This window comes from Sphingomonas sp. R-74633 (assembly GCF_013416555.1).
GTDB lineage: Bacteria > Pseudomonadota > Alphaproteobacteria > Sphingomonadales > Sphingomonadaceae > Sphingomonas.
The window spans coordinates 121007-133870 of the sequence record NZ_JACCFG010000006.1; the positions used below are offsets into that span (position 1 = coordinate 121007).

Annotated in this window: 11 protein-coding genes; 8 read left to right on the forward strand and 3 right to left on the reverse strand. The window is 67.4% G+C overall.

The genetic code is table 11. From position 1 onward, the window contains the following. Positions 1–35 precede the first annotated feature (35 nt). Positions 36–464, reverse strand: a complete 429-nt coding sequence (locus HZY97_RS19225; protein ID WP_180147709.1) for a surface-adhesin E family protein — start codon at positions 462–464, stop codon at positions 36–38. A gap of 100 nt (positions 465–564) precedes the next feature. Here HZY97_RS19225 and HZY97_RS19230 point away from each other — a divergent pair, with 100 nt between their 5' ends. Next, positions 565–756, forward strand: coding sequence for a hypothetical protein (locus HZY97_RS19230; RefSeq protein WP_180147710.1), 192 nt, complete (start codon positions 565–567; stop codon positions 754–756). Positions 757–902: 146 nt separating this feature from the next. Here the strand turns inward: HZY97_RS19230 and HZY97_RS19235 are convergent, their stop codons facing one another. Then, positions 903–1652 (reverse strand): class I SAM-dependent methyltransferase, encoded by a 750-nt coding sequence (locus tag HZY97_RS19235; protein WP_180147711.1) that lies wholly within the window; start codon positions 1650–1652, stop codon positions 903–905. A gap of 96 nt (positions 1653–1748) precedes the next feature. On the opposite strand from HZY97_RS19235, the gene uvrC reads away from it, so the two are divergent. The 7 genes from uvrC (at position 1749) to HZY97_RS19270 (ending at position 11549) form a co-directional block, all read left to right on the forward strand. Then, positions 1749–3671, forward strand: coding sequence for an excinuclease ABC subunit UvrC (gene uvrC, locus HZY97_RS19240; RefSeq protein ID WP_180147712.1), 1923 nt, complete (start codon positions 1749–1751; stop codon positions 3669–3671). 64 nt (positions 3672–3735) lie between these two features. Then, the gene (locus HZY97_RS19245) at positions 3736–6528 is read left to right on the forward strand and encodes a DUF3857 domain-containing protein (protein WP_180147713.1); all 2793 of its coding nucleotides are present in this window, start codon (positions 3736–3738) and stop codon (positions 6526–6528) included. A gap of 59 nt (positions 6529–6587) precedes the next feature. Beyond that, entirely contained in the window at positions 6588–7544 is a 957-nt protein-coding gene (locus tag HZY97_RS19250) for a polysaccharide deacetylase (protein WP_180147714.1), read from the forward strand. A gap of 5 nt (positions 7545–7549) precedes the next feature. Beyond that, positions 7550–8491 carry a GNAT family N-acetyltransferase gene (locus HZY97_RS19255; RefSeq protein ID WP_218943167.1) on the forward strand — a complete coding sequence of 314 codons (942 nt, stop codon included), beginning with the start codon at positions 7550–7552 and terminating at the stop codon, positions 8489–8491. A gap of 125 nt (positions 8492–8616) precedes the next feature. Further along, positions 8617–9348 (forward strand): DNA repair protein RecO, encoded by a 732-nt coding sequence (gene recO / locus HZY97_RS19260; RefSeq protein ID WP_180147715.1) that lies wholly within the window; start codon positions 8617–8619, stop codon positions 9346–9348. Positions 9349–9396: 48 nt separating this feature from the next. Continuing rightward, the gene (gene leuB / locus HZY97_RS19265) at positions 9397–10449 is read left to right on the forward strand and encodes a 3-isopropylmalate dehydrogenase (protein WP_180147716.1); all 1053 of its coding nucleotides are present in this window, start codon (positions 9397–9399) and stop codon (positions 10447–10449) included. Beyond that, positions 10446–11549: a glycosyltransferase gene (locus HZY97_RS19270; RefSeq protein WP_373684444.1), complete on the forward strand. Its 1104-nt coding sequence runs from the start codon at positions 10446–10448 to the stop codon at positions 11547–11549. The genes leuB and HZY97_RS19270 overlap by 4 nt, the downstream gene beginning before the upstream one ends. A 4-nt stretch (positions 11550–11553) precedes the next feature. Here the strand turns inward: HZY97_RS19270 and HZY97_RS19275 are convergent, their stop codons facing one another. Further along, positions 11554–12855: a glycosyltransferase family 39 protein gene (locus HZY97_RS19275; RefSeq protein WP_180147717.1), complete on the reverse strand. Its 1302-nt coding sequence runs from the start codon at positions 12853–12855 to the stop codon at positions 11554–11556. Positions 12856–12864: the final 9 nt, after the last annotated feature.

Genomic DNA, 12864 nt, shown 5'->3' on the forward strand with positions numbered 1-12864 from the left:
TTCCCCTCCCTTTCAGGGAGGGGAATGAAGCTGTCCTAGAATTGCGCCGGCGCGTCGGTGAACGGGTCCGCGACCGCAGTGCCGCCCTTGCGGAAGCAGGCAAAGTCCATGATCGCTTCGTTGATGCTGCCGGGCTTGGGCCGCTTGACGTCGTTGAGTGTATCCGAAGGCTCGGTGCGCAGGTATTTCCCGCCCGGCGCGAAATAGCTGTATTCGAGCGTGCGGAAGCTCTTGTCGGTGCAATTAAACTCGGTGCGGATCCGCGCGGCGATGATGCCCTCGCCGATCGGCTGGACATAGACGCTCTCGACATCGCCGACGATCCGGTCGCCGAGCGTGCGCAGGCTGCCCAGGTCGACATAGCTCATCGTCGTGTCGCTGCCGCCGACACGGTACCATTGCTGGGCGGCGGCGGGCGTTGCGGCGAAGGGCAGCAGGGCCGCGGCGGCGAGCAGGATGCGCATGTTCAATTCCCCCTTGTTTCCGGAGCCATGCTGCCATGAGTCCATTTCGGTGGAAAGAGGCGGTGCTGGTCGGGGCGGGTCAGGGCGGTTAGGATAGGGCATGACCACCCAACGCTGGCTCCAGCTCGCCACCGCGCTCACCGCCCTGCTGCTCGTCTTCATGATCGCGATCGCCTGGCGCAGCGCCGTGGAGGAGCAGCGCCGCGCGAGCGACATCGGCGCGCGGACGCAGGCGACGATGGAACGCATCGAGGCGCGGGCGAACGCGCTGGAGAATGAAGCGGGGCGGTAGGGCGGAACTAGTTTCTTCAGTTCCCCGGCGAAGGCCGGGGCCCAGTTGCCACGAAGTTCGAGAGGCTCTGGCGCATCACCAGATAAGCCGAGACTGGGCCCCGGCCTTCGCCGGGGATCAGCTTTGTCCTGGTGACGGACGTGCGATCAGGTCTTCGGCTTGCGGAACTTGTAGATGAACTGGTCGGTCTTGCCGCGGATCTCGGGGGTGAAGACGTTCGCGGTGTGCGGGTCGGCGGGGTTGCGCAGCAGGGGCAACTCGCCTTCGAACTTGAAGCCGACGCTCTCGATCTCGGCGCGGGCGGCGGCGGGGTCAATGCGGTGGAGCGTCTGCGGCAGCGCGAAGTCCGGATCGGCATTGGCCACGTGATCGACCACCAGCAGCACGCCGCCCGGCTTGAGCGAATCATACAGCTTCTTGGCGATGACCTTCGAACCGCCCGGCGGCACCACCTTCAGGTGCATGTCGTGCCAGTTCTGCACCGTGACGATCGCGTCGAGCGGCTCGGGGAAGGAGAAGCTCTGCAGGCTGTCGCTCGACGGCACGACATTGGCGCGGCCCTCGACTGCGGCCTTCTGGTCATCGGCATAGGCGGCGCGGAACTTGATGAACTCGGCGGGCTGATAGGCATAGACCTTGCCCTTGGCGCCGACCGTCGGCGCGAGGATGCGGGTCCAATAGCCGCCGCCCATGATGAAGTCGGCGACCTTCTCCCCCGGCGCGATGCCGGCAAAGGCGAGGATCTCGCCCGGGTGGCGGGCGGCGTCGCGGTCCTTGTCCGCCTGGGGCCGGCCGGCATCGGTGAGCGCGGTGGCGATCGGCGCGGGGACGGTCTGGGCGTGTGCGGCGAGCGGCATTGCCAGCGCGAGCAGCGCGGCGGACAGGACGAGCTTCATCGGACGACTCTCCTAAGTGTGTCGGCGGAGCATGACACATCCGTGTGACCGTTCAAGTTGCCCCGAGCGGGAGCCGCGCCTAAATCCCCTTCGACGATGTCCGATCCCAATTCGCCCAACCGCTTCAATGAAGAGACCGCCACCTTCGCCGTGCGCGGCGCCGATGCCCCCGACCTCGAGGCGGGCGTGGCGGCGATCCGCAATGTGCTGAAGACGCTGCCGGTACGCCCCGGCGTCTACCGGATGCAGGATGCGCGTGGTGATGTGCTCTATGTCGGCAAGGCGCGGGCGCTGAAGAACCGCGTGACCAACTATACCCAGGTCCAGCGGCTCTCGAAGCGGCTGCAGCGGATGGTGGCGCAGACGCGCTCGATGACGATCGTCACCACCAACAACGAAGCCGAGGCACTGCTGCTCGAGGCGCAGCTGATCAAGCGCTTCCGCCCGCCCTACAATGTGCTGCTGCGCGACGATAAGAGCTTCCCGTTCATCCTGCTGCGCCGCGACCACGACTATCCGCGGATCCAGCTCCACCGCGGCGCGCGCAAGGTGAAGGGCGACTATTTCGGGCCGTTCGCCGGGGCGGGGCAGGTGCGCAAGACGCTCAACGCGCTGCAGAAGCTGTTCCTGCTCAGGAGCTGCACCGACGGCTTCTTCAACACGCGCGACCGGCCATGCCTGCTCTACCAGATCCGCCGCTGCTCGGCGCCGTGCGTCGACCGGATCGCGCCCGAGGCATATGAGGAGCTGGTCGACGACGCGCGCGACTTCCTGATGGGCAAGAAGACGCAGGTCCAGGCCAAGCTTGGCGCGCAGATGCAGGCGGCGGCGGAGGGGCTCGATTTCGAGCTGGCGGCGATCCTGCGCGACCGGCTGAAGGCGCTGACCTTCATCCAGGGCAGCCAGGCGATCAACGCGGAAGGGGTAGGCGACGCCGATATCTTCGCGCTCGCCAACAAGTCGGGCGTGATGGGCATCCAGGCCTTCTTCATCCGCGGCGGCCAGAATTGGGGACATCGCAGCTTCTTCCCGGCGCACACCAATGAAGTGAGCGAGGACGAAGTGCTCGCGGCGTTCCTGATGCAATTCTACGAGGAAGTGCCGCCGCCGAAGATCATCTTCGTCGATCGCAACCTCGAGGAAGCGGCGCTGCTCGCTGAAGCTCTTGCAGAACGCGCGGGGCACAAGGTCGCGCTCGGCGTGCCGCAGCGCGGGCCGCGCCGGCGGCTGCTCGACCAGGCCAAGCGCAACGCGGTGGAAGCGCTCGACCGGCGGCTCGCCGAGGGGACGACGCAGGCCAAGCTGCTCGCCGAGGTTGCCGACATTTTCGAGCTGCCCGAACCGCCCGAGCGGATCGAGGTGTACGACAACAGCCACATCCAAGGCACCAATGCGCTGGGCGCGATGGTCGTGGCGGGGCCCGAGGGCTTCCAGAAGAACCAGTATCGCAAGTTCAACATCAAGCGCGCCGAGACCGCGCCGGGCGACGACTATGCGATGATGCGCGAAGTGCTCAGCCGCCGCTTTGCCCGCGCGCAGGAAGAGGACCCCGACCGGCAGGGCGGCAACTGGCCCGACCTCGTGCTGCTCGACGGCGGGCGGGGACAGTTGAATGCTGCCAAGGCGGTGCTCGAGGATCTCGGCATCGAGGATGTCTGCATGGTCGGCGTGGCCAAGGGGCCGCATCACGGGCGTGACGGCCGCGAGGTGTTCCACTTGATGGACGGGCGTGAGCTGATGCTGCCGGTCAACTCGCCGACGCTGTTCTATCTCCAGCGGCTGCGCGACGAAGTGCACCGCTTCGCGATCGGCGCGCACCGCGAGAAGCGCGCCAAGGCGATCGGGGCGAGCCCGCTCGACGAAGTCCCCGGGATCGGCCCGGCGCGCAAAAAGGCGCTGCTGATGCATTTCGGCACGGCGCGGGCAGTGCGCGCGGCGAGTCTGGAGGATTTGCAGAAGGCGCCGGGCGTCAGCGCGGGGGTCGCGCAGCAGGTCTATGATTATTTCCATTCCCGCTGAATTGCCGCTTGCCTGAAAAGCCGGGACTTTCGAAACACTAGTCCCAGGTTCCGGGGAGGATTCGATGGTTCGGCGTTTGATTGTTGCGGCCCTGCTGTGCGGCACGGCCGGGGTAGCCCATGCGGGCGACAAGCCGCTCTACCAATCGGTCCCCGCCTGGGTGACGCTCGCGCCCGAGCCTGCCACCGCCAATCCGGGCAGCGACGCGCCGGCGATGATGATCAGCGACGTCCAGGCGCGTCTCGCCGACGGGCAGAGCTGGGTCTATTATGAGCGCGCCGCGCGGCTCACGACGATCCAGACGGTGTCCTCCGCCGGCACGGTGAAGATCGACTGGCAGCCCGCGCATGGCGACCTGATCGTCCACAGCGTCGACATCCTGCGCGGCGGCAAGCGGATCGATGCGCTGAAGGGCGCCAAGTTCACCGTGATCCAGCGCGAGCAGGGGCTCGAGCGGATGATGCTCGACGGCCGGCTGACCGCGACGCTGGCGGTGGAGGGGCTCCAGGTCGGCGACGTGCTCGACCTGCGCTATTCGGTCACCAGCAAGGACCCGACGCTCAAGGGCAATGCCGTGGCGATGGCGCCGATCATCGCCGAGCCGGTCAAGATCGGCTTCGCGCGGACCCGGCTGCTCTGGCCGACCGGCACCGATGTGAAGTGGAAGGCCTATTCCGAAGGCGCTGTGCCCGAGCAGCGCGATGCCGGCGGCTGGCACGAAATGCTGTTCAAGCAGCCGGTGATGCGCCAGCAGCCGAGCCCGGGGAGGATGCCCGGGCGCTTTTTCAAGCCGCCGATCGTCGAGGCGACGACCTTCCCGGACTGGCAGTCGGTGTCGAAGACGATGGAGCCGCTATACCGCACCCAGGGGCTGATCGCCCCGGGCAGCCTGCTTGCAGCCGAAGTGGCGAAGATCGCCGCGGCAGAGAGGGATCCGCTGCGCCGCACCGCGGCGGCGCTGGCGCTGGTCCAGGGCAAGGTCCGCTATCTGTTCAAGGGCATGGACAACGGCAATTACGTGCCCCAGTCGCCCGCCGAGACCTGGGCGACCAAGTACGGTGACTGCAAGGCCAAGACGCTGCTGCTGCTCGCCATCCTGCACGAACTCGGCGTCGATGCCGAGCCGACTCTGGCCAATCTCGGCATGGGCGATCTTGTCGCGGCGCGGCTGCCCTCGCCGGGGGCGTTCAACCATATCTTCGTCGTCGCGCGGGTGAACGGACAGACGCTCTGGCTCGATGGCACCGCGTCGGGCACCTATCTGGAGGACATCGCCGACGTGCCGATCTCCGGCTGGGTGCTGCCGTTGCGCCCCGCGGGCGCAGTGATCGAGGAAGCGCCGAACCGCGCGCCGGCCCGGGCGGCGCAGGTCGGCACGCTCAACGTCGATCTGCGCGGCGGGATCAACCTGCCGGCGCCGTTCGAGGCCGAAGTCATGCTGCGCGGTTCGTCGGCGGACATGATCCGCAACATCGCGGCCAATACCGACAAGAAGGAGATCCGCGAGCAGTTCCAGCGGCTGGTCCCCTTCGGCGGCGGCGATACGCTGGTCACCGCCAGCGACGTGGCGTTCGACGAGGCGGCGGGTACCGCCACGATCAAGCTGAGCGGCATCGCCATGCCGCGCTGGAATTATGCCGATCGCCGCTATCGCTACGACATCACGACGGGCGGCGGCTTCACCATGCCCGATCGCTCGCGCGCCACCTGGAAGGACATTCCGGTGGAGACCGGCAGTGCGATGCGCTCGAAGCGGACGATCCGGATGCAGCTGCCCGATGGCGGGACCGGCTTCGGCTTTGAGGGCAATCCGGTGATCGAGGCCGACCTTCCCGGCGGCATGCACGCGGTGCGCAAGGCGGTGATCGCCGGCGAGGTGTTGACCATCGATTTCGAGGACAGCCAGACCGGCGCCGAGATCGCCCCGGCCGATTTCACCACCGCGCGTGCACAGTTCGCCGAGGCGAAGAACCGCCGGCTCGGCGCGCGGACGGTGGCGGGCTATCCCTCGCCCTGGCACGGCGTGCCCGCCGCCAAGGCTGCGCACCGCTATGATGTCGTGCTGGCGCGCTATGCGAGCTACATCGCCGACAAGCCCGAGGAGCCGGGCCGCTATGTGCTGCGGGCGGGCTTCCTCAATTCGATATTCGAGCGCGACAAGGCGATCGCCGATCTCGATAAGGCAATCGCGATCCAGGCCGATGCCGCCAGCTATCGGCGCCGGGCCGGGATCTATGAGCAGACCGGCAACCGCAAGGCGGCGATCGCGGACTATCGCGCCGCGCTCGATCTCGATCCCGGCGACGCTGCGACGCTGGGGCCGCTCACCGCGCTGATGGTCGAGACCGGCGAGAAGCAGGCCGCGCTGACGATGCTCGACGAGAAGATCGCCGAGGAAGGTGAGGACATGCCGACGATGCTCTCGATCAAGGCGACCGCGCTGTCGCGCGCCGGCGATGCCGAGGGCGCGATCGCGGCAAGCGACGCGGCGATCGAGAAGAAGCCGGGCAATGGCCAGCTGCTCAACAATCGTTGCTGGATCAGGGGCACGATGAACGTGCAGCTCGACGGCGCGCTGGCCGACTGCACCCGCGCGATCCAGCTGAGCAGCGACACCGCCGCCGCGCTCGACAGCCGGGCGATGGTCTATTTCCGCATGGGCAAGCTTACCGAGGCGCTGGCCGACCTCGACGCGGCGCTCGAGCAGCGGCCCTCGGCCGCGTCGAGCCTGTTCCTGCGCGGGGTGGTGAAGGCCAAGATGGGCAAGGCGAAGGAAGGCCAGGCGGACATCGCCGACGCGCGACTCCTCTCGCCCAAGGTCGACGCCGATTATGCGCGCTGGGGGATCAGGGGATAAACAGGCGTTCCGGGCACGCCATTCGCCTTTTCTTCACGCCCCTGCGTTAAAGGGGCGGAATGGCTACCCGGGTCTTCATCACGATCGACACCGAGATCATGTGGCGGCACCACGTCGCCGGGCTCGATGTCGATACGATCGTCCAGCGCTCGCTGGAGCCCGCCAATGTCGGCGTCGCCTGGCAGCTCGAGCAGCTTGCCCGGCACGATCTCAAGGCCTGTTTCTTCGTCGATCCGATGCCGGCGCTGGTCTATGGGCTCGACCCGATCAAGCGCGTCGTTGGCGCGATCCTCGAGGCGGGGCAGGAAGTGCAGCTGCACCTCCACCCGAACTGGACCGGGGCGCATGCCGGCGACAAGGGCACGACCTATGGCGCGTTCGAGCTGATCGACTATAGCTTGGAGGAACAGGTCGAGCTGCTCGCCGGCGCCTCCGACATGCTGGTCGCCTGCGGGGCACCCGAGCCGGTGGCGTTCCGTTCCGGCTCCTATTCAGCGAGTGACGACACGCTGGCCGCACTCGCGCAGCTCGGTTTCGAATATGACAGCAGCCACAATGGCTCCGAACATCCCTGGCCGAGCGCGATCGGGCTTGGCGAGCGGCAGATCGCGCCGATCGAGCATCGCGGGATCATCGAAGTGCCGGTCACGCTGATCGAGGACCGCGCCGGGCATCTGCGCCATTTCCAGATCTGCGCGCTGTCGGCGGGCGAAATGCGCGCCGCGCTCGATCATGCCGTGCTGCGCAGCCATTCGGCAGTCACGATCGTCAGCCACGGCTTCGAACTTGCAAATCGCGCCGGGACGCGGCCTAACGCCGTGCACGTACGGCGCTTCGAGGCGCTGTGCCGCATGTTGGCCAGCCGCCGGGGGGTGTTGGTGACCGAATTTTTCGCAGACCGGCCGCGCATGGCGCTCGGGCAGGACGACGCGCCGCTCGGGCCGAGCCTGATCCGCACGCGCTGGCGCCAGGCCGAGCAGCTCTGGTCGAACCTCGTCGAGGAGCGCGCTGCGTGAATGCGATGAGCGACGTTACCGCCGAAGTGGCCCAAGCCAGGCCGACGAGCCTCAAGTTCGAGATCGGCGCGCGCACGCTGGCGACGATCCAGCGCTATCTGGTGCGCATCCCGCTGACCCTCGACGAAGCCCGCGCCGATCGTCTGCCGGTGCTCGCGCCGCTGCCGCGCGAGGCGCATGGCTATGTCGTCACTTCGCTGCCCGAGCATCTGCTGCCGGCGCTGGTCAAGGCATCGGGCGACATGCTGCCCTTCGTCCGCCAGCGCTACACGCGCTATTTCACCGATTTCGGCGTCGGCTTCGATGCCTGGTGGAATGGCCTCTCGTCCAACGCCCGCCAGGGGATCAAGCGCAAGGCCAAGAAGATCGCGGCCGAGAGCGGCGGCGAGCTCGATGTCCGCGCGTTCCAGGCGCCGCACGAGCTCGAGGCATTCCACGACGTCGCCCGGCGGATTTCGCTGCGCACCTATCAGGAGCGCCTGCTCGGTTCGGGCCTGCCCGATAGCCCCGAATTCCTCGCGACGATGATCGCGCAGGGCGCCGCCGGTCAGGTCCGTGCCTGGCTGCTCTATATCGCGGGCGAGCCGGCTGCCTATCTCTATTGCCCGGTGATCGAGGGCGGCGTGGTGATCTACGCCTATGTCGGCCATGACCCGGCGTTCAACGACCTGTCGCCCGGCGCGGTGTTGCAGCTCGAGGCGATGCGCGACCTGTTCGACGAGGGGAAATTCGCCCGCTTCGACTTCACCGAGGGCGAGGGCCAGCACAAGCGCCAGTTCGCTACCGGCGGCGTGGACTGCGTCGACCTGTTCCTGCTGCGGCCGTCGCTCGCCAACCGGGTGACGATGGGCGCGCTTGGCGGGTTCAATCGCGGGGTTGCGGGCGTGAAGGCGCTGGTGAAGCGCGTTGGCGCGGAGAAGCTGGCGAAGAAGGTTCGGCGGGGCTGAACTCCCACTCCCCGGAACGGGGAGGGGGGCCGGGGGAGGGGTACTCTCTCCAAGCTACAAAGCCCGTTGAGACTCCCCCTCCCCAACCCCTCCCCTGAAGGGGAGGGGCAGACTATAGACCTCCCATGCACCTGCGCGCCGAAGCCATTATCCTTTCCGTTCGCGCGCATGGCGAGCACGGCGCGATCGTGCGGGCGTTCACCGAGGAGCATGGCGTCCAGCCGGGCTATGTCCGTGGCGGGCATGGGCGGACGATGCGGCCGGTGCTCCAGCCGGCGAACCTCGTGCAGGGCGAATGGCGCTCGCGGACCGAGGAGGCGCTGGCGGGGCTGACCGTCGAGCTGCTCCACAGCCGCGCGGCGATGTTCTCCGAAGCCTTGCCCGCCGCTGCCTTCCAATGGGCGACCGCGCTCTCCGCCTTCGCGCTGCCCGAGGCCTTGCCCTATCCACGGCTCTATGCCGCGCTCGACGGCGTACTCGCCGCAATCGAGGCGGCACCGGCGGCGCGGGGCTGGGCAGTGGCGATGGTGCGCTACGAGCTGTTGCTGCTCGCCGAACTCGGCTTCGGGCTCGACCTCGAGCATTGCGCGGCGACGGGGCGCAACGACGACCTGGCCTATGTCAGCCCAAAGAGCGGGATCGCGGTCAGCCGGATCGGCGCCGAGGGCTATGAGGCGCGGCTGCTCCGCCTGCCGCGCTTCCTGGTCGAGGGCGGTGAGGCCGGGTGGGAGGACATACTCGACGGGTTCAGGCTCACCGGCCACTTCCTCGAGCGCGACCTGCTGATCGGAAAAGGCGCCGAACTGCTCGCAGCGCGGGCGCGGCTGGTCGATCGGTTGAAGCGCGCGGTTGCGTGACGGACACAAGAGCGGCAAAGCGGGCGGCGAAGACGTGGGGAGCTTGAATTGCCGCTGATTGCTGTACTGCCCGGGGACGGGATCGGGCCGGAAGTTACGCGCGAGGCGCGCCGGGTTTTGGAAGCGCTCGCGCTGGGGCTCGATTTCGAGGAGGCGCCGGTTGGCGGCGCGGCCTATCTGTTGACCGGCCGGCCGCTCCCCGACGAGACGCTCAACCTCGCCAAGAAGGCGAACGCCGTGCTGTTCGGCGCGATCGGCGATCCGCGCTTCGAAGCGCTCGAGCGGCGGCTGCGCCCCGAGGCGGCGCTGCTGGGCCTCCGCCGCGAACTCCAGCTCTTCGCCAATATCCGTCCGGCGACGCTGTTCCCGGCGCTGGCCGACGCTTCGCCGCTCAAGCCCGAAGTGGTGAACGGGCTCGACATCGTCATCGTCCGCGAGCTGGTCGGCGATGTCTATTTCGGCGAGAAGGGCCGGCGCCACACCGTCGAGGGCCTGCGCCAGGGCTTCGACATCATGAGCTACAATGAAGTCGAAGTGGAGCGCATCGCCCGGGTCGGCTTCGAGATGGCCCGCCGCCGCAAGAAGAAGCTCTGCTCGGTGGACAAGGCCAATGTGCTCGAGACCTCGCAGCTATGGCGCGACGTCGTCAACGAAATGGCGACCGACTATTCCGACGTCCATCTGACCCACATGTATGTCGACAATGCCGCGATGCAGCTGGTGCGCGCGCCGACCTCGTTCGACGTGATCGTCACCGGCAATCTGTTCGGCGACATCCTCTCCGACCAGGCGAGTATGTGCGCCGGCTCGATCGGCATGCTGCCGTCGGCCTCGCTGCGCGCGTGGAGCGGGGACAATGGCCTGTACGAGCCGATCCACGGCTCGGCGCCCGACATTGCCGGCACCGGCAAGGCGAACCCCTGCGCGGCGATCCTCTCGGCGGCGATGCTGCTGCGCCATTCGATCGGCAATGAGGAAGCAGCGCAGAAGGTCGAGCGCGCGGTCGAAGCGGCGCTCGCCGGTGGCGCGCGGACCGCGGATCTCGGCGGATCGATGTCGACCACCGAGATGGGCGATGCGGTGCTGAAGGCGCTCGCGTGATCCCCGATCAGCTCGAACTGGCGGTCGTCATCCCGACCTTCAACGAGCGGGCGAACGTGCCGCTGCTGATCGAGAAGCTCGACGCGGCGCTGGCCGGGCGCAACTGGGAAGCGATCTTCGTCGACGACAACAGCCCGGACGGGACGGCGGACGCCGCCCGCGAACTGGGGCGTCGCGATAGCCGCGTGCGCGTGATCCAGCGCATCGGCCGGCGCGGGCTTTCCTCGGCGTGCATCGAGGGCATGTGCGCCACCGCCGCGCCCTTCGTCGCAGTGATCGACGGCGACCTGCAGCATGACGAGACGCTGCTCCCGAAGATGCTCGACGCGCTGGAAGCCAGCGCCGAGCTCGACGTGGTGATCGGATCGCGTTTCGTCGATGGCGGCGGCACCGGCGAATGGGACGACGACCGCGTCGCCAAGTCGGCCTTCGCGACCAGGCTTTCCCGCAAAGTGCTCAAGGCCGATCTGTCGGACCCGATGAGCGGCTTCTTCATGATCCGCGCCGGCATCGTCCGCGATCTGGTGCCGACGCTCTCGGCGATCGGGTTCAAGATCCTGCTCGACATTATGACCGCGTCGCCCAGGCCGCTGAACTTCCTCGAGCTGCCCTATGTGTTCCGCACCCGCGCGCTCGGCGAGTCCAAGCTCGATTACGTCGTGGCGATGGAATATCTGATCGCGCTGTACGACCGGATGTTTGGCAAGGTCGTGCCGGTGCGCTTCGTGATGTTCTCAGGGATAGGCGCGCTCGGCGCGGGGGTGCATTTCCTGATCCTCGCGGCGTTCTTCCGCGGACTGAACTGGCCCTTCGTCGGCGCGACGATCCTCGCCACCGCGGTCGCGATGACCTTCAACTTCTTCCTCAACAATGCGCTGACCTATCGCGAGCAACGGCTGAAGGGATTCGGCCCGATGCTGGGCGGCTGGGTGTCGTTCTGCGTGGTGTGCAGCGTCGGCGCAGCGGCGAATGTCGGCGTCGCGGCGTTCCTCCACAATGTCCAGCACGGCGACTGGCGCTTCGCGGCGCTCGCCGGGATCGCAGTGGCCGCGGTGTGGAATTTCGCGCTGTCGTCGCGCTTCGTCTGGGGGCGCTACTAGGCGCTCAGCGCCAGCTGCCCATCCACATCCAGTGCTGGAAGCCTTGGCTGTCAGCCAGCGGTGCGCCCGACAGGACGGGGTAGAAATAACCGAACATCAGCAGCGACAGCGCCACGAACCACTCTTCCCAGCCGCGGTTCTTGCCGCGGTCGAAATGGAGGAAGGCAACCGGCAGCACCATGCACAGGAAGATGCTGCTCGGGTGGTAATAATAGAAGAAGCCGATCGACTTGGGGATGACGACATAGATCGCCAGCGACCCGGTCCATAGCAACGCCATCGCCAGCGGCTTGATCGCCTTGTCCTTGAACCAGGCCCAATAGCAGGCGGCGACCGCGACCAGCCCGCCCCACATGATCAGCGGGTTGCCGATCAGCAGTACGCCGCGCTGGGCGCCGCGATCCCATTCATAGAAATACCAGATCGGCCGCAGCATCAGCGGCCAGCTCCACCAGCTCGACTGATAGGTGTGGTGCGGCAGGATCTGCGTCTGCATCTGCCACATATGGATCTGCTGGGCGAGCAGGCCGGAGAGCGAAGTCAGCGGATCGGTGGTGTAGAAGAAGGCAGGCGCGAAGGTGACGAAATAGGTGACCACGCTCACCACGCCGAGCGCCAGGATCGCCGGGATGGCGGGCAGGCCGGCCCAGTGGCGCTGGTCCTTGCCCGAGAGCGCGGAGAGCAGCGGTTTCTTCGCCAGCCGCGCATCGCGAACCCGGATGACCAGGAAGGCGAGGCTGGCCAGCACGATATAGGGTACGCCCGCCCATTTGACGGCGGTGACCAGTCCCATCAGCACGCTCGCGACGATCCAGCGCCACCGCACTGCCTTGCCCTGGCCCTGCATCGCCCAGAGGAAGAAGACGAGCGCCCAGACCAGCAGCATGCCGAGGAAGACGTCGAGCATGCCGGTGCGCGCCTGGACATAGACCGTCTGATTGAGGAGCGTCAGCAGCGCGCCGACCAGCGCGGCGCGCATCCGGCGAGTGAAGAGCAGCAGGAAGGCGAAGACGCCGAGCACCGTCGCGGTGCCGCCGAGCGTGGACGCGATGCGCCAGCCGAACGGATTGTCGCCGAGCAGCGCCATGCCCGCCGCGATCAGCTCCTTGCCGAACATCGGATGCTCGACATTGCGCGGGCCCGAAAGGTCGAGCAGCGCCTGCGCCGCGGGGAGGTAATGGATCTCGTCGAACATGATCACGCTCGGCTGATCGAGATGAATCAGGAACAGCGCCTGGGTGACGATGGCGAGAAGCAGGGCGACGAGCCAGGGGCGGTTCCCCAAGGACTTGATCCGGTCGAGCATGGCGCGTGG